General features: G+C 69.1%; 21 protein-coding genes, 1 tRNA gene and 1 pseudogene. 18 read left to right on the top strand and 5 right to left on the bottom strand.

Features of this window, described 5'->3' with window-relative positions:
* Positions 1-49: 49 nt before the first annotated feature.
* Entirely contained in the window at positions 50-781 is a 732-nt protein-coding gene (locus tag ACZ7OO_RS36400; protein ID WP_471511647.1) for a hypothetical protein, read from the top strand.
* A 90-nt stretch (positions 782-871) separates the two neighbouring features.
* On the opposite strand, the gene ACZ7OO_RS36405 is transcribed toward ACZ7OO_RS36400, so the two are convergent.
* Positions 872-1,066 (bottom strand): integrase core domain-containing protein, encoded by a 195-nt coding sequence (locus ACZ7OO_RS36405; RefSeq protein WP_471511649.1) that lies wholly within the window; start codon positions 1,064-1,066, stop codon positions 872-874.
* On the opposite strand from ACZ7OO_RS36405, the pseudogene ACZ7OO_RS36410 reads away from it, so the two are divergent.
* Positions 1,060-1,528: pseudogene (locus ACZ7OO_RS36410) on the top strand (tyrosine-type recombinase/integrase); the annotation flags it as partial. The gene ACZ7OO_RS36405 and the pseudogene ACZ7OO_RS36410 overlap by 7 nt on opposite strands.
* An 85-nt stretch (positions 1,529-1,613) precedes the next feature.
* Here the strand turns inward: ACZ7OO_RS36410 and ACZ7OO_RS36415 are convergent.
* The 4 genes from ACZ7OO_RS36415 to ACZ7OO_RS36430 all read right to left on the bottom strand — a co-directional run bounded on the left by ACZ7OO_RS36415 (position 1,614) and on the right by ACZ7OO_RS36430 (position 3,228).
* Positions 1,614-1,907: a hypothetical protein gene (locus tag ACZ7OO_RS36415; RefSeq protein ID WP_471511810.1), complete on the bottom strand. Its 294-nt coding sequence runs from the start codon at positions 1,905-1,907 to the stop codon at positions 1,614-1,616.
* Complete coding sequence (locus tag ACZ7OO_RS36420) at positions 1,897-2,415, bottom strand: nucleotidyl transferase AbiEii/AbiGii toxin family protein (RefSeq protein WP_471511651.1); 519 nt, start codon at positions 2,413-2,415, stop codon at positions 1,897-1,899. Before ACZ7OO_RS36420 ends, ACZ7OO_RS36415 begins: the two co-directional genes overlap by 11 nt.
* An 8-nt stretch (positions 2,416-2,423) precedes the next feature.
* A complete protein-coding gene (locus tag ACZ7OO_RS36425) occupies positions 2,424-2,744 on the bottom strand; it encodes a hypothetical protein (protein ID WP_471511653.1) in 321 nt (106 codons plus the stop codon).
* A 412-nt stretch (positions 2,745-3,156) separates the two neighbouring features.
* A tRNA-Arg gene (locus ACZ7OO_RS36430) sits at positions 3,157-3,228 on the bottom strand.
* Between the two features lie 193 nt (positions 3,229-3,421).
* Between ACZ7OO_RS36430 and ACZ7OO_RS36435 the strand changes: the two genes are divergently transcribed.
* The 16 genes from ACZ7OO_RS36435 (at position 3,422) to ACZ7OO_RS36510 (ending at position 22,851) form a co-directional block, all read left to right on the top strand.
* On the top strand, positions 3,422-3,871 hold the full coding sequence (locus ACZ7OO_RS36435; protein WP_471511655.1) for a response regulator: 450 nt from the start codon (positions 3,422-3,424) through the stop codon (positions 3,869-3,871).
* Between the two features lie 192 nt (positions 3,872-4,063).
* Positions 4,064-5,041, top strand: coding sequence for an ArgS-related anticodon-binding protein NrtL (nrtL, locus tag ACZ7OO_RS36440; protein WP_471511657.1), 978 nt, complete (start codon positions 4,064-4,066; stop codon positions 5,039-5,041).
* A 19-nt stretch (positions 5,042-5,060) separates the two neighbouring features.
* The gene (gene lysA, locus ACZ7OO_RS36445; protein WP_471511659.1) at positions 5,061-6,452 is read left to right on the top strand and encodes a diaminopimelate decarboxylase; all 1,392 of its coding nucleotides are present in this window, start codon (positions 5,061-5,063) and stop codon (positions 6,450-6,452) included.
* A gap of 171 nt (positions 6,453-6,623) precedes the next feature.
* The gene (locus ACZ7OO_RS36450) at positions 6,624-7,916 is read left to right on the top strand and encodes a homoserine dehydrogenase (protein ID WP_471511661.1); all 1,293 of its coding nucleotides are present in this window, start codon (positions 6,624-6,626) and stop codon (positions 7,914-7,916) included.
* Between the two features lie 6 nt (positions 7,917-7,922).
* Positions 7,923-8,981, top strand: coding sequence for a threonine synthase (gene thrC, locus ACZ7OO_RS36455; RefSeq protein WP_471511663.1), 1,059 nt, complete (start codon positions 7,923-7,925; stop codon positions 8,979-8,981).
* A 331-nt stretch (positions 8,982-9,312) separates the two neighbouring features.
* Positions 9,313-10,230: a homoserine kinase gene (gene thrB, locus ACZ7OO_RS36460; protein WP_352224715.1), complete on the top strand. Its 918-nt coding sequence runs from the start codon at positions 9,313-9,315 to the stop codon at positions 10,228-10,230.
* A gap of 401 nt (positions 10,231-10,631) precedes the next feature.
* A complete protein-coding gene (rho, locus tag ACZ7OO_RS36465) occupies positions 10,632-12,659 on the top strand; it encodes a transcription termination factor Rho (RefSeq protein ID WP_471511665.1) in 2,028 nt (675 codons plus the stop codon).
* 142 nt (positions 12,660-12,801) lie between these two features.
* Positions 12,802-14,640 carry a trypsin-like serine protease gene (locus tag ACZ7OO_RS36470; protein WP_471511667.1) on the top strand — a complete coding sequence of 613 codons (1,839 nt, stop codon included), beginning with the start codon at positions 12,802-12,804 and terminating at the stop codon, positions 14,638-14,640.
* 218 nt (positions 14,641-14,858) lie between these two features.
* Positions 14,859-15,995 carry an LCP family protein gene (locus ACZ7OO_RS36475; protein WP_471511669.1) on the top strand — a complete coding sequence of 379 codons (1,137 nt, stop codon included), beginning with the start codon at positions 14,859-14,861 and terminating at the stop codon, positions 15,993-15,995.
* A 204-nt stretch (positions 15,996-16,199) separates the two neighbouring features.
* Complete coding sequence (rpmE, locus tag ACZ7OO_RS36480) at positions 16,200-16,424, top strand: 50S ribosomal protein L31 (RefSeq protein WP_019753312.1); 225 nt, start codon at positions 16,200-16,202, stop codon at positions 16,422-16,424.
* 107 nt (positions 16,425-16,531) lie between these two features.
* Complete coding sequence (gene prfA / locus ACZ7OO_RS36485; protein ID WP_471511671.1) at positions 16,532-17,608, top strand: peptide chain release factor 1; 1,077 nt, start codon at positions 16,532-16,534, stop codon at positions 17,606-17,608.
* A 138-nt stretch (positions 17,609-17,746) separates the two neighbouring features.
* The gene (gene prmC, locus ACZ7OO_RS36490) at positions 17,747-18,592 is read left to right on the top strand and encodes a peptide chain release factor N(5)-glutamine methyltransferase (protein WP_352224711.1); all 846 of its coding nucleotides are present in this window, start codon (positions 17,747-17,749) and stop codon (positions 18,590-18,592) included.
* 88 nt (positions 18,593-18,680) lie between these two features.
* Complete coding sequence (locus ACZ7OO_RS36495) at positions 18,681-19,328, top strand: L-threonylcarbamoyladenylate synthase (protein ID WP_471511673.1); 648 nt, start codon at positions 18,681-18,683, stop codon at positions 19,326-19,328.
* A complete protein-coding gene (locus tag ACZ7OO_RS36500; protein ID WP_471511675.1) occupies positions 19,325-20,008 on the top strand; it encodes an arsenate reductase/protein-tyrosine-phosphatase family protein in 684 nt (227 codons plus the stop codon). Before ACZ7OO_RS36495 ends, ACZ7OO_RS36500 begins: the two co-directional genes overlap by 4 nt.
* Before the next feature lie 84 nt (positions 20,009-20,092).
* Positions 20,093-21,337: a serine hydroxymethyltransferase gene (locus tag ACZ7OO_RS36505; protein ID WP_471511677.1), complete on the top strand. Its 1,245-nt coding sequence runs from the start codon at positions 20,093-20,095 to the stop codon at positions 21,335-21,337.
* Between the two features lie 149 nt (positions 21,338-21,486).
* Complete coding sequence (locus ACZ7OO_RS36510) at positions 21,487-22,851, top strand: MraY family glycosyltransferase (protein ID WP_471511679.1); 1,365 nt, start codon at positions 21,487-21,489, stop codon at positions 22,849-22,851.
* The last annotated feature ends 214 nt before the right edge of the window (positions 22,852-23,065 follow it).

A 23,065-nucleotide genomic window follows, 5' to 3' on the forward strand; every position in this document is an offset into this window, starting at 1 on the left:
TTGAAGCAGGTTGACTCCATGCGTGGCTCGACGGGGCATAATGAGAGGCATGACTACCAACGAACAGGGGCGCTCGACCGCACGTCTGGCTGAACGACTGATCGGACTTGAGGGGGCCAGGGAAGTCTTTCTGGCTGCCGGCGAGTGGATGGCGCATCGTTTGGAGCAGGATGGCTTCCGCTGGCTCAAGGGGCGAACGAGTTTGGAGCGCCGCCTTGACGGGCGCCTCGAGCGTATACGACTCGAAGCTAGTCGCTGGAACAAGACTGGGAAGCTGATTCAGTTCAGTATTGCGGGCCTCGAAGTTTTCGATGAAGACCTCAAGGGTTGGAGGCAATCTAATCCCGACCTCACGGTTGAGCGCCCTGATTCGATGGTATCTGTTGTTTGTGCTACCAGCTTCTATGATATCTCTCGGGAAGCCAACGCGATCGTAACTTCTCCCGTTAATAGAATTGCAGTGGTTGATAGATTGTGCGACCATGTAAAAGAGGTGGCGTTGCCGTGGTTCGATTCGTCGGCGAATCCCGACGCTTTGGTTGCTGCTATTCCTGAAGCACTGCTTCGACCAACTGCTTTTGGGCAAGATCTTTTGGAGTTTTTGGTTAGCCGAGGGGCTCTTGCTGAAGCAACTGCGTTGATTCAGCGAGCACTTTCTCTCGGGGAATCAAATCGTGATGCGTTCAGGCAAGGGGGTGAACTCGCTACCAACGGTGGGCGTCCGGACTGGCATTCTCCGCAGGCATTGGGATGGAGCAGTAAGGTATTGGGCTTGCTCTGAGCTGCAGGCGATCGGCGTGGGGGCGAAGTCATTGGCAATACCTGTAGATCCGTGGTGCGGGCTTTGCCCTATTCCGTGGACACTCGGGTGTTATGCGACCAGCTCCAGGCTATCGCTGGTGCTGGCGTGCTGCCGTTCATAGTCGACTGGGCTTCGGTAACCCAGGGCCGAGTGGCGCCGCCTGCGGTTGTACCAGGCCATCCAGGCGAAGACCGCCATGCGGGCCTCGGGCCTGGTCAGCCACCGTGAACCGTAAAGCAGTTCGCGCTTCAACGTGGCGAACAAGGACTCCGCCGCCTCAGGCGGGCAAGAAGTGGTCCGACACCGGGTGCCTTCATGACGAGCGTGGTCTGAAGTGCCGCCCGCCGGGGGACACCAGGCCGGTGCCGTTGTGGCCCGAGCTGGTGGCGCTGTGGCGGGAGAGCTTCGGCACGTTCGGTGTGGCCGACGACGGGCGCCTGTTCTTCAACGAACGCGGGGAATCGTGGCATCCAGCACGTACGATCGCGTATGGCACGAAGCCCGGAACTGGCCCTGCCACCCGGCCTGTTGAACTCGCAGCTCGCGGCTCGTCCCTACGACCTGCGTCATTCGGCTCTGTCCACGTGGCTCAATGCCGACGTCGATCCCACCGAGGTCGCGGAACGCGCCGGTAACAGTGTCGAGGTCTTCGTGACCAGGTACGCCAAGTGCCTGTACGGGCGGGCCGCGATTGCCAACCAGCGCATAGAGGCACTGTTGGACGAATGCGACTGGGGCGCCCCATCCAGGTTGCAGTTTCTGTCCTTTCCTGGGAAAGCGGCTGGCAGCGCGTTCTGGCTTGGGGCAAGGATCAGCCCCTGCGGCGGCCGTGGGGTGGTGTTCGGCCGGGAGAGCCGGGGCCGGGGGGAGAGGGCTTCGTGGTGGTGTTCGCGTTCTGCTGTGCAGGCTGATCCCGGCGCGGTGGAGCGGTAGCCGCTGCGGCGGTTCGCTTGCCTTCGGGTTTCTCGTCCGGGGGCGTGATGAGTTGGCGTCGCCAGTCGGCGAACCGCTCGCGCAGCACTGCGGCCTCGGCGGTGGTAAGGCCGTAGGCGGCGAACTGCTTGTCCGTGTAGCGCTGGATGCGGGCAAGTGAGTCAGCGAACATCTGCGGATCGAAGCCGTCGTCGTTCTGCCGCCAGTTCCATGAGGCGTTCGCGGGTGTATCCGGCCTTGAGGAGTCCGTCGACGTCGATGGCGTCGCGGACCTCGGCTTGGCCGTCCAGTGCGGTGGTCTTCCCTGCTGCGACGTCGTCGGGGTGCAGGACCGGGCCGAGTTCGGAGGGCACGGGCGGGTGGTTGAGGAACTCGGCGACGAGTTCCACTTTGTTCTTGACACCGCTGACGGGGTCGGTGACATTCAGTCGTGTGTAGGTGTGCTCGGGATTCTGGTGGGCCAGTTCGACAGTGAAGCCCGCGGCTTCGTAGGCGGCGATGACACGCTCGGTGGCCGCGGGCATCTCGGCGGTGGCCCGGTTGATCGGGGCGAAGAGGTCGACGTCGTCGCTGACCCGGTTGACGATCTGGTGTGCTTGGACGGCGTAGCCGCCTGCCAGGGCGTAGCCGAAGTCGTCGGCGAGCGCGTCGAGCCCGATACGGATCAGCCGGCGGTGCAACTCGTCCACTATGCCGCGGCCGCCGCAGGTGCGAGTTCAGGAAAGCGGGCCTGCCAGGCCGCACGTGCCGGCGCGGGCAGGAACAGGTCGCTCCAGTGCCGGCGCAACAGGCCGGCATTGAGGTGGGACTGTAGGTCGGCCGGGGACTGGGCCTCGCGGATGACCCGCTCGTACATGAGGAGCAGGTCGGCCTCGTCGGCGAGGTCGTATTCGTAGTGGGGGCCCCAGTCGATGTGCCGGGGCAGGGTCACGGTGTGGGAGGTCGGCCCGATCAGCTCGTCGAGTGACTCCGGTAGCGCGTAGACCCTGGCTGCGGCGTACCTGCTCATACGCCCAGCATGCCGTATCCCGGGGCGCCGTGGTACCGACACGGGCAAGCACGCGAGCAGTGGGCGTGATGCTGGATGAAATCCCAGCTCACAGCGGCGCCCTGTGCTGATCCGGAAAGCCAAACGGCCCATTCCTCTGCATGTTTTCCGACCGCGCATGCGCGAAAAAGTGCAGGTCGCAGCTGGTGTCTGCCGGTGTCGGCTCTGCTTTTCACTGTTCCCGTCCCGTGTATGTCCCGCGCGAGCGATTTCGCGGGATCGGACATTTGGGATTCCATCCGTGTGGCGCCGGAAAACCGCAGGTCGAAGACTCGTCGGATCGAGTGGTCACGACCGGGTAGCCGTGTGCGTTTTGGCATGTACAAGAAAGGCCCTGACCGGCGTTTCCGCTGGTCAGGGCCTAAATCCGAAGTGCCCCCGGCAGGATTCGAACCTGCGCACACGGCTCCGGAGGCCGTTGCTCTATCCCCTGAGCTACGGGGGCGTCTGGCGTTGAGCTGCTTGCTCGCGGCGACGGGTAGAACACTACCAGCTCGCCCAGGGTGTTCATGAACGGGTTTCCTGGGGGTCGCGGGGTCGCTCCCCCGCAGGGGGCGGAAGTCGGGAAAACCCGGACGCGGTGGCCGGTCCGGACCTACTCTCGAGTTGTGCCAGGGGCGTCGGGCCGGGTGCTTGTTGTGGACGACAACAAGGTCATCCGGCAGCTGATCAGGGTCAATCTCGAACTGGAGGGTCTCGAGGTCGTGACCGCGGCTGATGGTGTCGAGTGTCTGGATGTCGTTCATCAGGTGCGGCCCGATGTGATCACCCTCGACGTCGTCATGCCCCGGCTCGACGGTCTGCGGACGGCCGCCCAGCTCCGTGCGGACCCCCGCACCCGCGACCTTCCCCTTGCCATCGTCAGCGCCTGCACCCAGTACGAGGTCGAGACCGGCCTTGACGTCGGCGTCGACGCCTTTCTCGCCAAGCCCTTCGAGCCCGCCGAACTCGTGCGGCTGGTCAGGGAGTTGGTGGAGCGGCGGAGAGGGCCGGAGGGGACGGAGGAGCGGGAGCGCGGGGGAGGGGGCGACGAGGTCGAGGTCGAGTTCTCCGGGGAGTGGGCCGGGGGTAACCGCGTCTACCCGTGAGTTCGCATCCCTTAGACGGTGTGAGAGCGGTGGCCCTGCGGTCGCATCAACCCGTAGACCCGTAGACCCGTAGACCCGTAGGCCGGTGACCCACCCCCACCGTCCCCACCCCACCGCCCCCACCGTCCACATCCCGGACCCCCTCCCAAACCGGCTCGCCTACCCGCCCCCCTTCTCCCCTACGCTTGTCCCGTGACCCCCGTCGAGCTCTCCCGTACCGTGCTGCGCGCGGTGCGTCGTGCTGTTGATGAGGGGGAGCTGAGTGTGAGCGTGCCGGAGCGGGTCGTGGTCACGCCGCCGGGGCCCGGTGGGTGTGGGGACTACGCCACCAACATCGCGCTTCAGCTCGCCCGCCCGGCCGGGCAGCCGCCGATGCGTGTCGCCGAGATCCTGGTGCCCCATCTCGCGGATTCCGCCGGTGTCGGTGACGTCGTCGTCACCGAGCCGGGGTTCCTCAACATCAGCCTCAGCTCCACCGTGTCACCTACGGAGACCCTGGTCGCCGAGATCCGTGCCCTCGGGTCCGGCTACGGCCACGGCGATGCCCTCGTCGGGCAGGTGGTCGCGTTGCGGGTGCCGTACGACGTCCGGGCCGAGGTCGTCGCGGACGCCGTCGTACGGATCGTCGCGACCCAGGGCGGGCGCGGTGAGGTCGATCACCGTGAGCCCGTCAGCCTCCGGCCCGTTCCGGCGCCGGAGGACCCGGCCCCGCTCGGGCTCGACGCCGCCCAGTGGGCCCTGCTGTATCCCGCCGCCCACGACCGGCCCCGGATCACCGCCGACCACCTGGTGCAGCGCGAGAGCAACCCGCTTTTCCGGGTGCGGTACGCCCACGCCCGGGCGCGAGCCGTCGGCCGTGGTGCCGGACGGCTCGGCTTCGGTGCCGAACCCGGCGACGTGCCTGGCGCCCCGGGCGCCCTCGTCACCGCCCTCGCCGACTACCCCCGCATCCTCACCGCCGCGGCCACCCACCGCGCTCCCGACCGGCTCGCCCGGCATCTCGTCACCGTCGCCGATGCCGCCCTGCCGTTCCTGCCGACCGTGCTGCCTCAGGGCGAGGAGAAACCCTCGGCCGCCCACCGCGCCCGGCTCGCCCTCGCCGAAGCCACCGGGACGGTGCTGGCCGGCGGCCTGTCCCTGCTCGGCATCGACGCACCCGATCACCTCTGAAGAGAGCGCCAGAAGAGCAATGAGCCGTTCCGCACACCCCGCCGGGCCCCGGCATGCCGATGTCCTGCCCGAGGGGCACTACACCGCGCCGCCCAACGACCTGAACTCCCTCGACTCCAAGGTGTGGGCCCAGACCGTCACCCGTGACGCCGAGGGGGTCGTCACCGTCGGCGGTGTCGACGTGAAGACCCTCGCCGAGCAACACGGCACCCCCGCCTACGTCCTCGACGAGACCGACTTCCGGGCCCGGGCGCAGGCCTGGCGTACCGCCTTCGGCCCGGACGCCGACGTGTTCTACGCCGGTAAGGCCTTCCTGTCGCGGGCCGTCGTGCGCTGGCTGCACGAGGAAGGGCTCAATCTTGATGTGTGCTCCGGGGGCGAGCTGGCCACCGCCCTCTCCGCCGGGATGCCCGCCGAACGGATCGCATTCCACGGCAACAACAAGTCCACGGAGGAGATCGAGCGGGCCGTGCGCGCCGGTGTGGGGCGGATCGTGCTCGACTCCTTCCAGGAGATCGTGCGGGTCGCCCATGTCGCCACGTCCCTCGGCAGGCGGCAGCGCGTGCAGATTCGTATCACCGTCGGCGTCGAGGCGCATACGCACGAGTTCATCGCCACCGCCCACGAGGACCAGAAGTTCGGGATTCCGCTGGCCGGGGGGCAGGCCGCGGAGGCCGTACGGCGGGCGCTGCAGCTGGACGGGCTGGAGGTCGTCGGCATCCACTCGCACATCGGGTCGCAGATCTTCGACATGTCGGGCTTCGAGGTCGCCGCGCACCGGGTCGTGGGGCTGCTGAAGGACATCTGTGACGAGCACGGTGTCGAGCTGCCAGAGATCGATCTGGGAGGTGGGCTCGGTATCGCCTACACCAGCGACGACGACCCCCGCGAACCCCACGAGATCGCCAAGGCGCTCACCGAGATCGTCACCCGGGAGTGCGAGGCCGCCAGGCTGCGGACCCCGCGTATCTCCGTCGAGCCGGGGCGGGCCATCGTCGGGCCGACCGCCTTCACCCTCTACGAGGTCGGCACCATCAAGCCCCTCGACGGACTGCGGACGTATGTCTCCGTCGACGGCGGTATGTCCGACAACATCCGGACCGCGCTGTACGACGCCGAGTACAGCGTCGCTCTGGTGTCGCGGACGAGTGACGCAGAGCCGATGCTCGCCCGTGTCGTCGGCAAGCACTGCGAGAGCGGGGACATCGTCGTGAAGGACGCGTTCCTGCCGGGCGACCTGGCACCCGGTGACCTGATCGCCGTACCGGCCACCGGCGCCTACTGCCGGTCCATGGCGAGCAACTACAACCATGTGCTCCGGCCGCCCGTCGTCGCGGTGCGCGACGGCGAGTCCCGGTTGATCGTCCGCCGGGAGACGGAGGAGGACCTGCTGCGTCTCGACGTCGGCTGAGCGGCACAGCACGGGGTGGAAGACCGGGGGCGCAGGGACGGGGTGGAAGATCTCCTGTCTGCCACCCTCGCAAAATGAAATAGATGTCTCACGATCCGGACCAAGGGTAGAAACTCCCGTCCGGTGAGTGAGACTGGTCCAACCGTAGACGGTATGAGGAAACGAGGTCGGATGATGCGTACGCGTCCGCTGAAGGTGGCGCTGCTGGGCTGTGGGGTTGTCGGCTCAGAGGTGGCGCGCATCATGACGACGCACGCCGACGACCTCGCCCAGCGGATCGGCGCCCCGATCGAGCTGGCCGGTGTCGCCGTACGAAGGCCCTCCAAGGTGCGTGAGGGCATCGACCCGACTCTGGTCACCACGGACGCGACCGCCCTGGTCAAGCGGGGGGACATCGACGTCGTCGTCGAGGTCATCGGGGGCATCGAGCCCGCCCGCACCCTCATCACCACCGCCTTCGAGCACGGCGCCTCCGTCGTCTCCGCCAACAAGGCGCTGCTCGCCCAGGACGGCGCCGCCCTGCACGCGGTCGCCGAGCAGAACGGCAAGGACCTCTACTACGAGGCCGCCGTCGCCGGTGCCATCCCGCTGATCCGGCCGCTGCGCGAGTCCCTCGCCGGCGACAAGGTCAACCGCGTGCTGGGGATCGTCAACGGGACCACCAACTTCATCCTCGACAAGATGGACTCCACGGGGGCCGGCTATCAGGAAGCCCTCGACGAGGCCACGGCCCTCGGGTACGCGGAAGCCGACCCGACCGCGGACGTCGAGGGCTTCGACGCCGCCGCCAAGGCCGCCATCCTCGCCGGGATCGCCTTCCACTCTCGGGTGCGCCTCGACGACGTCTACCGCGAGGGCATGACCGAGGTCACCGCCTCCGACTTCGCCTCGGCCAAGAACATGGGCTGCACCATCAAGCTGCTCGCCATCTGCGAGCGCGCCCAGGACGGCGGATCGGTGACGGCCCGTGTGCATCCCGCCATGATTCCGCTGACCCACCCGCTCGCCTCCGTGCGCGGCGCGTACAACGCCGTCTTCGTGGAGTCCGACGCGAGCGGACAGCTGATGTTCTACGGTCCCGGCGCCGGCGGCGCCCCGACCGCCTCCGCGGTCCTCGGCGACCTGGTCGCCGTCTGCCGCAACCGGCTCAGCGGGGCAACGGGGCCCGGCGAGTCGGCGTACGCCGCCCTGCCCGTGTCGCCGATGGGCGATGTCGTCACGCGCTACCACATCAGCCTCGACGTGGCCGACAAACCGGGTGTTCTCGCCCAGGTTGCCACCGTGTTCGCCGAGCACGGGGTTTCCATCGATACGGTTCGCCAGCAGGGCAAGGACGGCGAGGCCTCCCTTGTCGTCGTCACCCACCGCGCGTCCGACGCCTCCCTGTCCGGGACCGTCGAGGCGCTGCGCAAGCTCGACACCGTGCGGGGTGTCGCCAGCATCATGCGGGTTGAAGGAGAGTAACCAGCAATGACCCACCAGTGGCGCGGAATCATCGAGGAATACCGGGACCGGTTGCCGGTGTCCGACACCACGCCGGTCGTGACGCTCCGCGAGGGCGGCACGCCCCTCGTGCCCGCGCAGGTGCTCTCCGAGCGCACGGGGTGCGAGGTCCACCTGAAGGTGGAGGGTGCCAACCCCACCGGGTCCTTCAAGGACCGCGGTATGACCATGGCCATCACGCGGGCGAAGGAGGAGGGCGCGCAGGCCGTCATCTGCGCCTCCACCGGCAACACCTCCGCGAGCGCGGCCGCCTACGCCGTACGGGCCGGGATGGTCTGTGCCGTCCTCGTCCCGCAGGGCAAGATCGCGCTCGGCAAGATGGGCCAGGCGCTGGTGCACGGAGCCAAGATCCTCCAGGTCAACGGCAACTTCGACGACTGCCTCACCCTCGCCCGCTCGCTGAGCGACAACTACCCCGTGGCGCTGGTCAATTCGGTCAACCCGGTGCGCATCGAGGGCCAGAAGACCGCCGCCTTCGAGATCGTGGACATGCTCGGCGACGCGCCCGACATCCACGTCCTGCCGGTCGGCAACGCGGGCAACATCACCGCGTACTGGAAGGGGTACAAGGAGTACGCCGGTGACGGCGTCTCCACCAGGACGCCCCGGATGTGGGGGTTCCAGGCCTCCGGCAGTGCCCCGATCGTGCGCGGGGAGATCGTCAAGGACCCGTCGACCATCGCCACCGCGATCCGGATCGGCAACCCCGCCTCCTGGCAGTTCGCGCTCGCGGCCCGGGACGAGTCCGGGGGCCTCATCGACGAGGTGACGGACCGTGAGATCCTGCGCGCCTACCGGCTGTTGGCCGCACAGGAGGGCGTCTTCGTGGAGCCCGCCTCCGCCGCCTCCGTCGCCGGTCTGCTCAAGGCCGCCGAGCAGGGCAAGGTCGACCCCGGTCAGCGGATCGTCTGCACCGTCACGGGCAACGGCCTGAAGGATCCCGACTGGGCCGTCGCCGGCGCTCCGCAGCCGGTCACCGTGCCCGTCGACGCGGCCGCCGCGGCCGAGCGGCTCGGGCTCGCCTAGAGGACCGCTGGAGCGTCGCCCGAGAACCGCACGAGCGGCGCTCGGGCAACATTCGGCCAACCCCCGCCGGGCAACCGGTGAACGGACTGTGGCGTCCTAAACAGGGGACTCCCTAAGGAAGGGGCACAGGGGGCTTACGACACGCATCGTGCGCCTCCTGTGCGCCCTATGTCGCCACAGAACCTTCCTTCGATAGGCTGTACCGAACCCGCCCGCTGCATATGCCTCCGCATATGGCGCGGTGCCGCGCCGCCTCCGCGGCCCGAGGTTCCCTCACGTACCTATCGAGTGTCATTCGACCATCACGCAGCTCAAGGAGAGTCATCGAGCGATGGCCGGTCCAGCGTTCCGCGCCGCCGCCGTCCGGGTGCGCACCCCCGCCACCAGCGCCAACCTCGGTCCGGGCTTCGATGCCCTGGGCCTGGCGCTGGGGCTCTACGACGACGTCGTCGTCCGGGTGGCCGACTCCGGGCTGCACATCGACATCGCGGGTGAGGGCAGCGAAACGCTGCCGCGTGACGAGAGCCACCTCCTCGTACGCTCCCTGCGCACCGCCTTCGACCTGCTGGGCGGACAGCCCCGCGGCCTGGAGATCGTGTGCGCCAACCGCATCCCGCACGGCCGCGGCCTGGGCTCCTCCTCCGCCGCCATCTGCGCCGGCATCGTCGCCGCGCGCGCCGTGACCATAGGCGGCGAGGCCAGGCTCGACGACGCCGCGCTCCTCGAACTGGCCACCGAGATCGAGGGCCACCCCGACAACGTCGCGGCCTGTCTGCTGGGCGGCTTCACGCTCTCCTGGATGGAGTCCGGCGCAGCCCGGGCGATCAGGATGGAGCCCGCCGATTCCATCGTTCCGGTGGTTTTCGTGCCCGGGAAGCCGGTCCTCACGGAGACCGCGCGCGGACTGCTCCCGCGCACCGTGCCGCACGTCGACGCCGCCGCCAACGCGGGCCGTGCCGCGCTGCTCGTCGAGGCCCTCACCAGGCGCCCCGAGCTGCTGCTGCCCGCCACCGAGGACCGTCTGCACCAGGAGTACCGCGCCCCCGCCATGCCCGAGAGCGCCGCGCTGGTGGAGCGGTTGCGCGGCGACGGGATCCCGGCCGTGATCTCCGGTGCCGGACCCACCGTCATGGCGCTGGTCGATGCCGCCAGCGCCGACAAGGTAGAAGCCCTGGCCGGCTCGGACTGGGCCGCCAACCGGCTGAACCTCGACGTCCAGGGGGCGAGCGTGCTGCCCCTTGCGCCCTGACACTCGGTTGCCGGATTTGGAGAGGGGGAATGTTTGTTGGATCCGGTAGTGTTAATCTCAAGTCTGCACCCGACCCCACCATGGCGAGGTGCTTCGTGTCCCCGTCCGGGACAGACATTCTTCCGGGAGTCTCCCAAGCCACTCAGCGTTTCGTATGTCGTACCTGGGCAGTACGTCGTACGCGGGCACTGAGCGGGCCGCTGGGCACGCTCCGGAATTGGTGCTACCACGCCACGTGACACCGGGTGCCACGGCTGAGGAAGCGCCGTCATCAGAAATTCTCTCCGCCGCTTTGGCGGACCACCGCCCCGGCCCGGTCCACACAGCAAGGACCGCAGCCGGACAGCACAACCGGTCGCCGAGCCAGACAGGCCGACGTCCGCTCCAGGGAAGGACCCTTCGTGAGCGACACCACCGATCTGATGGGCGCACGTGTCGAGGAGACCGCTGCCGCGCCCGCCACGGACGCCTCCGCGCCTGCCACCGGTGCCGGCTCCCGGCGGCGCCGCGGTACCGGCCTCGAGGGCATGGTGCTGGCCGAACTTCAGCAGGTCGCATCCGGCCTCGGCATCAGGGGCACGGCGCGTATGCGCAAGAGCCAGCTGATCGAGGTCATCAAGGAGGCGCAGGCCGGCGGCGGAGCCGCCCCCAAGGCCGAGGTTGCCACCGAGACCAAGCCGAAGCGCCGGGCCACCTCCAAGGCCCGTACGGGCGACGAGGCCGCCGAGAAGAAGGCCGAGCAGCCCGTCGAGGCCCCCGCCGAGAAGGCCGTGGCCCAGCAGCAGATCGAGATTCCCGGCCAGCCCGCCAGCGACGACGCGCCGGCCGAGCGCCGCCGTCGCCGGGCCACCGCCGAGGCAGGCAGCCCCACCACGAGCGGCGCCGAGACCGTCGTCGCCGAGGCGAAGACCGAGCCGAAGGCCGAGACGCCCGCCGCGCAGCCGCAGACGCAGCCGCAGGGCGACGCCGACGGTGAGGGCCGCGGCCGCCGTGACCGCCGTGAGCGCGGCCGGGACCGTGACCGGCGTAACAAGGGCGACGAGCAGCAGGGCGGCGGCCAGGGCGGCCGTCAGGACCGTCAGGACCGTCAGGACCGGGATCGCCAGGACCGGGACCGCCAGCAGCAGCCGCAGCAGCAGGGCGGCGGCCGTCAGGACCGTAACGCCGGCCCGCAGGACGACGATGACTTCGACGGCGGCCGCCGTGGCCGTCGCGGCCGCTACCGGGACCGTCGGGGCCGTCGTGGTCGCGACGAGATCGGTGGCGCTGAGCCGCAGCTGGCCGACGACGACGTCCTGATCCCCGTCGCGGGCATCCTGGACATCCTCGACAACTACGCGTTCATCCGGACCTCCGGCTACCTGCCGGGCCCGAACGACGTGTACGTCTCCCTCGCCCAGGTCCGCAAGAACGGCCTGCGCAAGGGCGACCACGTCACCGGTGCGGTCCGCCAGCCGAAGGAGGGTGAGCGCCGCGAGAAGTTCAACGCGCTGGTCCGCCTCGACTCCGTCAACGGCATGGCGCCCGAACACGGGCGTGGCCGCCCGGAGTTCAACAAGCTGACCCCGCTCTACCCGCAGGACCGGCTTCGCCTGGAGACCGACCCGGGCGTGCTGACCACCCGCATCATCGACCTCGTGTCGCCGATCGGTAAGGGCCAGCGCGGTCTGATCGTGGCCCCGCCGAAGACCGGCAAGACCATGATCATGCAGGCGATCGCCAACGCGATCACCCACAACAACCCCGAGTGCCACCTGATGGTCGTCCTCGTCGACGAGCGTCCGGAAGAGGTCACCGACATGCAGCGGTCGGTCAAGGGCGAGGTCATCTCCTCGACCTTCGACCGTCCGGCCGAAGACCACACCACGGTCGCCGAGCTGGCCATCGAGCGCGCCAAGCGTCTCGTCGAGCTGGGCCACGACGTGGTCGTGCTGCTCGACTCGATCACGCGTCTGGGCCGTGCGTACAACCTGGCGGCGCCGGCCTCCGGCCGCATCCTGTCCGGTGGTGTCGACTCGACCGCCCTGTACCCGCCGAAGCGCTTCTTCGGTGCGGCCCGCAACATCGAGGACGGCGGCTCGCTGACCATCCTCGCCACCGCCCTGGTGGACACCGGGTCCCGCATGGACGAGGTGATCTTCGAGGAGTTCAAGGGCACCGGCAACGCGGAGCTCAAGCTCGACCGGAAGCTCGCCGACAAGCGCATCTTCCCCGCGGTGGACGTCGACGCGTCCGGCACCCGTAAGGAAGAGATCCTGCTCGCCCCCGACGAGCTCGCCATCGTCTGGAAGCTGCGCCGGGTGCTGCACGCCCTCGACCAGCAGCAGGCGGTGGAGCTGCTCCTCGACAAGATGAAGCAGACGAAGTCGAACGCCGAGTTCCTGATGCAGATTCAGAAGACGACGCCGACGCCGGGTAACGGCGACTGACCGTTCGGCCGTTGTCCTTGGGTAAGGACGGTCCCCTGCGATCGCGGGGGACCGTCCTTTTCCGTTTCTCTCCTCGGGGTACGATCTCGCCCTTCGGTCAATTGACCGAATCATGAACTCCTGATCCCGAGGGGGGACTTAGGTGGGTACACCCACGTCCGGGAGCGGTCGCCACAGACGCCGGATACGTTTCGCGCTGCCCGTCGCCGCGGCCGGAATCGCCGCCGCCGTCACGGCCGCACTGATCTCGACCTCCGCCAGCGCGGCCACCCAGCCGGTGCCCACGGCCAAGCCGGCCGTCAGCACGCCGTCGCAGGGCGTCCTGAACAAGCGGATCGCCCGTGCGATCGCCGCCGACAGCGGGACGACAACCACGAAGAAGTCGGCCGCCACCGCGAGCGGTTCGGCCGTCTCGCCAAAGATCATTGGTGGCGGTACGACCACCATTTCCTCGGCGCCGTGGATGGCCCAGCTCTGGTACTACGACGACAAGGGCACCACCACCGAGAGCGACGACGAGGGCTTCTTCTGCGGTGGCTCGGTCATCTCGCCCACGAAGATCCTCACTGCCGCGCACTGCGTCAAGGGCTTCAAGTGGAGCACCACCGACTCCGCGGTCGTCACCGGCACCACCTCGCTGCCCACCACCAACAGCGACGGCACCGCCAACCTGCACGGCGGCACCGCCACCGGCGTTCTGCGCCAGTGGAACAACCCGTCGTACAGCGTGTCGGCCGACGGCGCCCCCAACAACGACATCGCGGTGCTCACCCTGGCGGCCCCCGTCAAGGCAACCCCGATCCGTATGACGACGTCCACCGACACCGCGTCCTACACCGGCACGCCGGCCAAGACCGCCAAGGTCTACGGCTGGGGCCGTACCAGCTCCACCACGCAGGACATCTCCGAGACGCTGAAGACGGCCACGCTGCCGATCAACTCGGACGCCACCTGCACCGCCGCCTACGGCAGCACGGACTTCGTCAAGGGCCACATGGTCTGCGCGGGCACGCCCGCCACCGGCAGCGACACCGGTACGACGACCACCTGCAACGGCGACTCCGGCGGCCCGCTGGTCGTCGGCGGCCGGATCGTCGGAGTGGTCTCCTGGGGCGTCGAGGACTGTGTCGCCCAGGGCGCCTACGCCGTCTTCACGAAGGTCAGCACCTACGTCGGTGCCTCCTACGCGCAGATCGCCGACACCAACCTGAGCTACACGGACGGCAAGGCGGACCTCTTCGCCCGCAAGTCGTCGTCCAAGGTCGGCTACGAGCTGGACTCCAAGGGCACCTCGCTGGCCGCTCGCCAGTCCTGGGGCGACTGGTCCGGCGTCAACGTCATCCTGCAGGCCGACCTCAACCGCGACGGCTACCAGGACCTCGTCTACCGGGTGGCCTCCACCGGTGACGTCTACTGGGACCACTTCGTGCTGAACAGCGCCCGGACCGACGGCTCCTGGGCCACGAAGAAGATCTTCACCAACTGGAAGACCCGCAAGGCCACGGTCATCCCCGGTGATCTCACCGGCGACTACCTGCCCGACGTGCTGTCCGAGGACTCCGGCGGCGTGCTGTGGCTGTACCCGGGCAAGGGCGACGGCACCTTCGCCGCCCGGGTCCGGGTCGGCGGCGGCTGGAGCCAGTACAACCAGCTGCGCGGCGTCGGCGACTTCAACGGCGACGGCAAGGCCGACCTGCTGGCCCGCAGGAGCAGCGGCGGCGACCTCTACCTCTACAAGGGCACCGGCAAGTCCGGCACCGGCCTCTTCTCGGCCCGGGTGAAGGTCCGCTCCGCCTGGACCGGCTTCAACACCCTCGCCGCGGTCGGCGACCTGACCGGTGACGGCAAGGCCGACCTGGTGGCCCGTACGACCGGCGGCACGCTGTACCTCTACCCGGGCACCGGCAAGGCGACCAGTGAGATCTTCGGCACAAGGAAGTCGCTCGGTACCGGTTTCCAGCAGTACGACATCTTCGGCTGAAACGCCTGGTGAGCGGGGTTCGGCCCCACTTGCCCGGTGACACGGTGTGCCCATCGCCCTACGCGGTGGGCACACTGCGTTGTGCAACCCTTTCCCCAGTTTCGCCGTCTGACCCGGTGGAGCGACGATGGTCGGGTACGTGCCGATGACCCTGGTACGCCGGGCCTGACCCTGAAAGCAGGGGGTAACCGAGCAGTCGTACGAGAACCGAGGAGCCCATGTCCGCCGAGAGCACGCCGGAGCCCGGTATACCCGAGGCCGGTCCGCAGGTCCCGGGCCGCCGGGGCAAGGGCGGCCGCCGCAAGGCCCCCCGCAGGGGCCACAGGGCGCTCCTCGTCACGGCCTGGACGGCCGCCGGCATCCTCGTCCTCGGCGGCACCGGCCTCGGCTACGTGTACTTCAAGCTCAACGGCAACCTCAGGACCGTCGACATCAACCAGGCGCTCGGCAGCAACCGGCCCACCAAGGTCGACAACGGCTCCGAGAACATCCTGGTCCTCGGCTCGGACACGCGTTCCGGTGCCAACAAGAAGCTCGGCGGCGGCGCGGACGACGGCAGCGCCCGCTCCGACACGGCGATGATCGTCCACGTGTACAAGGGCCACAAGAGGGCCAGCGTGGTCTCCATCCCCCGGGACACCCTGATCAACCGCCCCTCCTGCACGGACGCGAACGGTGTCGCGCACGACGCGGCGACCGACGTGATGTTCAACTCCGCGTACTCCACGGGCGGCGCGGCCTGCGCGGTGAAGACCGTCGAGTCGGTCACCGGCATCCGCATGGACCACTATCTGGAGGTCGACTTCTCCGGCTTCCAGAAGCTCATCGACGAGCTCGGCGGGGTCAAGGTCACCACGACCAAGAACATCGACGACCCGCAGAGCCACCTCGACCTCAAGGCCGGCACCCACACGCTCGACGGCGAGCAGGCGCTCGGCCTGGTCCGCACCCGGCACGGCGTCGGCGACGGCTCCGACCTGGGCCGTATCCAGCTCCAGCAGGCGTTCGTCAAGGCCCTGATCAACCAGGTCGAGCAGGTGGGCGTCTTCACCAGCCCAAAGAGGCTGTACGACCTTGCCAACACCGCGACGAGGACGGTCACCACCGACTCCGACCTGGGCTCGGTGAACTCCCTGGTCGACTTCGCGAACGGCCTGAAGTCCATCGGCTCCAAGAACATGCACATGGTCACGATGCCGGTCGAGTACGACCCGTCGAACCCGAACCGCGTGATCGTGGCCAAGGCCAAGGCCAAGCAGGTCTGGACGGCACTGAAGAACGACAGGCCGATCCCTGCGAGCGCCACGAAGGGGACGGCGACGGGGGAGGCCAAGGGGGTCGTGACGTCGTCGTGAGGGCGCCGACGACCCGGGGCCGTATCGGTTTGCGGCTCCGCCGCGTGGGCGCGACAAGCTCCCACGCACCCGCGGGGAATAGATCACCGGAGCCCCCGGTTTGGGCAGATGCGGCCAGCCCTGGCAGACTGGTACGTCGGCCCCGGTTCACGCCCCGCAGCCCGCGGTAGCGACCCGGTGCCCTCCCGAAATCTAGGAGACACCTTGAAGCGCGACATCCACCCCGAGTACGTCGAGACGCAGGTCAGCTGCACCTGTGGCGCGTCGTTCACCACCCGTAGCACCATCTCGTCCGGCACCATCCGGGCCGAGGTCTGCTCCGAGTGCCACCCGTTCTACACGGGCAAGCAGAAGATCCTCGACACCGGTGGCCGTGTGGCCCGCTTCGAGGCCCGCTTCGGCAAGGCTGCCGCCGGCTCCAAGAAGTAGCGAGCCCCATTTCGCCGGTCCACGGCCGTGTCCCTACGGGGGCACGCCCGGGACCGGCGTTTTTGGTCGCCCGCCTTCCCTTCCGTACGCAGTATCAGGAGCCCAAAATGTTCGAGGCCGTCGAGGAACTCGTCGTCGAGCACGCCGACCTGGAGAAGAAGCTCGCCGACCCGTCGGTCCACGCCGACCAGGCCAACGCGCGCAAGCTGAACAAGCGCTACGCCGAACTCACCCCGATCGTCGCCACGTACCGCTCCTGGAAGCAGACCGGCGACGACATCGAGACCGCGCGTGAACTGGCCGCCGACGACCCCGACTTCGCCGCCGAGGTCAAGGAGCTGGACAAGCAGCGCGAGGAGCTGACCGAGAAGCTGCGGCTGCTGCTCGTGCCCCGGGACCCGTCCGACGACAAGGACGTGATCCTGGAGATCAAGGCAGGTGCGGGCGGCGACGAGTCGGCGCTGTTCGCCGGCGACCTGCTGCGGATGTATCTGCGGTACGCCGAGCGCGTCGGCTGGAAGACCGAGATCATCGACTCCACCGAGTCCGAGCTGGGCGGCTACAAGGACGTCCAGGTCGCCGTGAAGACCAAGGGCGGCAACGGCGCGACCGAGCCCGGGCAGGGCGTCTGGGCGCGGATGAAGTACGAGGGTGGCGTGCACCGTGTGCAGCGCGTGCCCGCGACCGAGTCGCAGGGGCGGATCCACACGAGCGCGGCCGGCGTCCTCGTGACCCCCGAGGCCGAGGAGGTCGACGTCGAGATCAATCCGAACGACCTCCGGATCGACGTCTACCGGTCCTCGGGACCCGGCGGACAGTCCGTCAACACCACCGACTCCGCCGTGCGCATCACGCACCTGCCCACCGGAGTCGTCGCCTCCTGCCAGAACGAGAAGAGCCAACTGCAGAACAAGGAGCAGGCCTTGCGTATCCTGCGCTCCAGGCTGCTCGCCGCGGCACAGGAGGAGGCGGAGAAGGAAGCCGCCGACGCCCGCCGCAGCCAGGTCCGCACCGTCGACCGCTCCGAGAAGATCCGCACGTACAACTTCCCGGAGAATCGCATCTCGGACCACCGCGTCGGCTTCAAGGCGTACAACTTGGACCAGGTCCTGGACGGCGACCTCGACGCGGTGATCCAGGCCTGCGTCGACGCGGACTCGGCCGCCAAGCTCGCGGCCGCGTAAGGGTGTCTCGTGGGTCCGGGCGGAGGAGAGATGCAGAACCTGATTAGCTGAGCTGCGCGTGCCAGGGCCCGCGGCCCCGGCCGGAGCCATGGACACCCGCTACGGCATGGACGACTGAGTACGACACGGAGGACCAGCGTGAACCTGCTGCTCGCCGAGGTGGCCCAGGCCACCCAGCGGCTGGCCGACGCCGGCGTGCCCTCGCCGCGCAACGACGCGGAGGAGCTCGCCGCGTTCGTGCACGGCGTGAAGCGGGGCGCGCTGCACTCCGTCAAGGACTCCGACTTCGACGCCCGCTACTGGGAGGTCATCGCCCGGCGGGAGCAGCGCGAGCCGCTCCAGCACATCACCGGGCGGGCCTACTTCCGCTACCTCGAACTCCAGGTGGGGCCGGGCGTCTTCGTACCGCGCCCGGAGACCGAGTCCGTCGTCGGCTGGGCCATAGACGCCGTGCGCGCCATGGACGTGGTCGAGCCGTGCATCGTCGATCTGTGCACCGGCTCCGGCGCCATCGCGCTCGCCCTCGCCCAGGAGGTCCCGCGCTCGCGCGTGCACGCCGTGGAGCTGTCCGAGGAGGCGCTTCAGTGGACCCGTAAGAACGTGGCGGGCTCCCGGGTCGACCTGCGCCAGGGAGACGCCCTGGACGCCTTCCACGACCTCGACGGCCATGTCGACCTGGTCATCTCCAACCCGCCGTACATCCCGCTCACCGAGTGGGAGTACGTCGCCCCCGAGGCGCGCGACTACGACCCGGAACTGGCCCTGTTCTCCGGCGAGGACGGTCTCGACCTCATCCGGGGCATCGAACGCACCGCGCACCGGCTGCTGCGCCCCGGCGGTGTCGTCGTCATCGAGCACGCCGACACCCAGGGTGGCCAGGTGCCGTGGATCTTCACCGAGGAGCGGGGCTGGGCCGACGCGGCCGACCACCCGGACCTCAACAAGCGCCCCCGCTTCGCGACCGCCCGCAAGGCGCTGCCGTGAGCACCCCCCAGACCCTTTCCGGGAAGCCCGATGAGGCCGGGAAGTCCCGGAAGCACGTGTACTTCGTGTACGAGGAGGCCCGCTAGACATGGCACGGCGATACGACACCAACGACGCGACCGACCGCGTGACGGGTCTGCGTGAGGCCGCGTCCGCCGTCCGCCGGGGCGAACTGGTGGTGCTGCCCACGGACACGGTGTACGGCATCGGCGCCGACGCGTTCACCGCCGAGGCGGTCTCCGACCTGCTCGACGCCAAGGGCCGGGGCCGCAACATGCCCACCCCTGTGCTGATCGGGTCCCCGAACACGCTCCACGGTCTGGTCACCGACTTCTCCGAGCTGGCCTGGGAGCTGGTCGACGCGTTCTGGCCGGGCGCCCTCACCCTGGTCGCCAAGCACCAGCCGTCCCTGCAGTGGGACCTCGGTGACACCCGGGGCACGGTCGCCGTGCGCATGCCACTGCACCCGGTCGCCATCGAGCTGCTCACCGAGGTCGGCCCGATGGCCGTCTCCTCCGCCAACCTCACCGGCCACCCGTCCCCGGAGACCTGTGACGCCGCGCAGGAGATGCTCGGCGACTCCGTCTCCGTGTACCTCGACGGCGGTCCGACCCCGGGCAACGTGCCCTCGTCGATCGTCGACGTCAGCCGGGAGGTGCCGCTGCTGCTGCGCGCGGGCGCGGTCTCGGCCGAAGAGCTGCGCAAGGTCGTACCCGACCTCGAGGTGGCGAATTGACAGCCCCTGACGCGGGGCGTGGCATAGGCAACGGGGAGCGCGCGGCGGAGATCACGACCACGTTCGTGGGGCTCCCGCGCGACAGCTTCCGCATCCTCCACGTCAGCACCGGCAACGTGTGCCGCTCGCCGATCACCGAGCGGCTGACCCGCCATCTCGTGACGGACCGGCTCGGCACCTTTCTCGGCGGCGGGCTGATCGTGGAGAGCGCGGGCACCTGGGGCCACGAGGGCGCGCCCATGGAGGCCAACGCGGAGGCCGTCCTCGCCGACTTCGGCGCGGACGCCACCGGGTTCGTCGGGCGTGAGCTGCTCGACGAGCACGTCATCCGCGCCGACCTGGTCCTGACCGCGACCCGTGACCACCGCGCCCAGGTCATCTCCATGGGCCACTCGGCGGGCCTGCGCACCTTCACGCTGAAGGAGTTCACCCGCCTGGTCCGCGCGATCGACCCGGCGACGCTGCCGCCGCTCACGGACGGCGTGGTCGTCCGCGCCCGCGCGCTGGTCCGTGCGGCGGCCGCGCTGCGCGGATGGCTGCTGGCCCCCACGGCGGAGGCGGACGAGGTCTACGACCCGTACGGCGCCCCGCTGCCGTTCTTCCGCTCCGTCGGCGACGAGATACACGAGGCACTGGACCCGGTGGTCACGGCGCTGACGGGCGTCCCGGCGCGGACGTAGCCCGAGGCGCCGTACACATCGCGCGTCCCCTCTGCCCCCGGCCTACATTGGATTTACGTCACCGTCGACCGCCCGGAGCCCGTCATGTCGGTCAGCCCTACCCTCGTCGAGGCCGATCCGCTGCGGCGGCAGGATCCGGAGCTGGCGGAGATCCTGCTGGGGGAGCTGGCGCGGCAGTCGACGTCGTTGCAGCTGATCGCCGCCGAGAACTTCACCTCCCCGGCCGTGCTGGCCGCCCTCGGCTCGCCGCTCGCCAACAAGTACGCCGAGGGGTATCCGGGCGCCCGGCACCACGGCGGCTGCGAGATCGTGGACGTCGCCGAGCGGCTCGCCGTCGACCGCGCCAAGGCGCTGTTCGGTGCCGCGCACGCGAATGTGCAGTCCCATTCCGGGTCGTCCGCGGTACTGGCCGCCTATGCCGCCCTGCTGCGCCCCGGTGACACCGTGCTCGCCCTCGGCCTGCCCTACGGCGGTCACCTCACGCACGGCTCGCCGGCCAACTTCTCCGGCCGCTGGTTCGACTTCGTCGGGTACGGCGTCGACGCGGAGAGCGGGCTCATCGACCACGACCAGGTGCGGGCGCTGGCCCGCGGCCGTCGGCCCAAGGCGATCGTGTGCGGGTCCATCGCGTATCCCCGGCACATCGACTACGCCTTCTTCCGCGAGGTCGCCGACGAGGTGGGCGCGTATCTGATCGCCGACGCCGCCCACCCCATCGGACTGGTCGCCGGGGGAGCGGCGCCCAACCCGGTGCCGTACGCCGACGTCGTGTGCGCGACCACGCACAAGGTGCTGCGCGGACCGCGCGGCGGGATGCTTCTGTCCGGTTCGCCCGAGCTGGCCGAGCGTCTCGACCGGGCTGTGTTCCCTTTCACACAGGGCGGCGCACAGATGCACACCATCGCCGCCAAGGCCGTCGCGTTCGGAGAGGCGGCAACTCCGGCGTTCACCGCGTACGCCCATCAGGTGGTCGCCAATGCGAGGGTTCTCGCGGCCGGCCTGGCCGAGCAGGGGCTGGTGGTCACGACGGGTGGCACGGACACCCATCTGATCACCGCCGACCCCGCCCCGCTCGGCGTCGACGGGCGCACCGCCCGGGGCCGGCTCGTCGCCGCCGGGATCGTCCTGGACAGCTGCGCCCTGCCGCACGGTGATGCGCGCGGCCTGCGCCTGGGCACCGCCGCCGTGACCACACAGGGCATGGGCGAGGCGGAGATGACCCGGATCGCGGCTCTGCTGGCGGGTGTGCTGCGCGGTGCGGCGGACGCGGGGAGGGTGCGTGACGAGGTGCGCGAGCTCACCGGTAGATTTCCGCCGTATCCCGGTTGAGACGGGGTAGGCGCAGCGTCGTTCCGCCGTTGTAAACCCGGCTCACAGCCGCGCGTGCAACCATCTTCGCTACCCGGAAGTCCCCATACATATGCGACCGTCGCTAGTGTGTGGGGCTGTGATGGCCAGCGAGACCTGTGGGGAAGCCTGTGCGTGAATACCTGCTGACGCTCTGCATCACGGCCGCGGTGACGTATCTGCTGACAGGGCCGGTGCGGAAGTTCGCGATCGTGGCGGGGGCCATGCCGGAGATCCGGGCCCGTGACGTGCACCGGGAGCCCACTCCGCGGCTCGGCGGGATCGCGATGTTCTTCGGGCTGTGCGCGGGTCTGCTGGTCGCTGACCACCTGACCAACCTCAACGAGGTCTTCGAGAAGTCGAACGAGCCTCGGGCGCTGCTCTCCGGTGCCGCGCTGATCTGGCTGATCGGTGTGCTCGACGACAAGTTCGAGATCGACGCCCTGATCAAGCTGGGCGGTCAGATGATCGCCGCGGGCGTCATGGTCATGCAGGGCCTGACGATCCTGTGGCTGCCCATCCCGGGCGTCGGCACGGTGGCCCTGACCCCGTGGCAGGGCACCCTGCTGACGGTGGCGCTCGTGGTCATCACCATCAACGCGGTTAACTTCGTCGACGGCCTGGACGGCCTGGCCTCCGGCATGGTGTGCATCGCGGCCGCGGCGTTCTTCATGTACGCCTACCGGATCTGGTACTCGTACGGCATCGAGGCCGCCGCCCCGGCCACGCTGTTCTCGGCGATCCTCATGGGCATGTGCCTTGGCTTCCTACCGCACAACATCCACCCGGCGCGGATCTTCATGGGCGACTCCGGCTCCATGCTGATCGGCCTGGTGCTGGCCGCAGGTGCGATCTCGATCACGGGCCAGCTGGACCCGGACGTGATGAACCTGTTCGCCGGCTCCGAGCGCAACGCCGTGCACCAGATGGTCCCGGTCTACATCCCGCTGCTGCTGCCGCTGACCATCATCGCGGTGCCGGCCGCGGACCTGGTGCTGGCGATCGTGCGGCGCACCTGGCGCGGCCAGTCGCCGTTCGCCGCCGACCGGGGACATCTTCACCACCGGCTCCTGGAGATCGGCCACTCGCACAGCCGGGCCGTACTGATCATGTACTTCTGGTCGGCGCTGATCGCCTTCGGGGCGCTGGCCTACTCGGTGAACTCCGCGTCCATGTGGATCGTGCTCGGGGTGGTGTTCCTCAGCGCGATCGGCCTGGGGCTGCTTCTGCTGCCGCGGTTCACCCCGCGGGTGCCGGCGTGGGCCCAGGGGTTCGTGCCGCCGCGCTACCGGCGCCGTGAGCCCGTCCCGGAGGCCGTCGAGCCGACCGCCGCAACTGCCCAGGCGGCCAACCCCGTTGTGCTGGAGAAGGCCGGGGAACCGTGCGACGGGCACCGTCCCGCGGTGGCCGCCGGCCTGGCCCGGGTCAACGGCGCGACGGCCATCGGCCCCCGTTCGCGCATCCTCGACCGGCACACTTCCGATACCTCGCACTGACCCTTGCAAGGTAAGAATCTGACTAGAGCATTGCCAAGTCGTGGGGGAGTAAACACCCCTAATACCAGACAGAACGGCTCGCTTATCGCTCAGACGGGCCGGTTCACTCTCATGTGTGACAGTGAGCACACCTAGCAGGTAAAGACCTCATCAAATAGTTTGTGATACGGTTCACGAGAACCCCGGGCAGAGCCGAAGGACCCAAGTGCGATGG

It is taken from the genome of Streptomyces sp. NPDC111744 (genome assembly GCF_055634995.1).

Coding starts and splice junctions, on each gene's coding strand:
- ACZ7OO_RS36400 (WP_471511647.1), top strand. CDS start 50: ATGACTACCAACGAACAGGGGCGCTCGACCGCACGTCTGGCTGAACGA.
- ACZ7OO_RS36415 (WP_471511810.1), bottom strand. CDS start 1,907: ATGTTCGCTGACTCACTTGCCCGCATCCAGCGCTACACGGACAAGCAG.
- ACZ7OO_RS36425 (WP_471511653.1), bottom strand. CDS start 2,744: ATGAGCAGGTACGCCGCAGCCAGGGTCTACGCGCTACCGGAGTCACTC.
- lysA (WP_471511659.1), top strand. CDS start 5,061: ATGAGCCGTTCCGCACACCCCGCCGGGCCCCGGCATGCCGATGTCCTG.
- ACZ7OO_RS36450 (WP_471511661.1), top strand. CDS start 6,624: ATGATGCGTACGCGTCCGCTGAAGGTGGCGCTGCTGGGCTGTGGGGTT.
- thrC (WP_471511663.1), top strand. CDS start 7,923: ATGACCCACCAGTGGCGCGGAATCATCGAGGAATACCGGGACCGGTTG.
- thrB (WP_352224715.1), top strand. CDS start 9,313: ATGGCCGGTCCAGCGTTCCGCGCCGCCGCCGTCCGGGTGCGCACCCCC.
- ACZ7OO_RS36475 (WP_471511669.1), top strand. CDS start 14,859: ATGTCCGCCGAGAGCACGCCGGAGCCCGGTATACCCGAGGCCGGTCCG.
- prfA (WP_471511671.1), top strand. CDS start 16,532: ATGTTCGAGGCCGTCGAGGAACTCGTCGTCGAGCACGCCGACCTGGAG.
- ACZ7OO_RS36495 (WP_471511673.1), top strand. CDS start 18,681: ATGGCACGGCGATACGACACCAACGACGCGACCGACCGCGTGACGGGT.
- ACZ7OO_RS36505 (WP_471511677.1), top strand. CDS start 20,093: ATGTCGGTCAGCCCTACCCTCGTCGAGGCCGATCCGCTGCGGCGGCAG.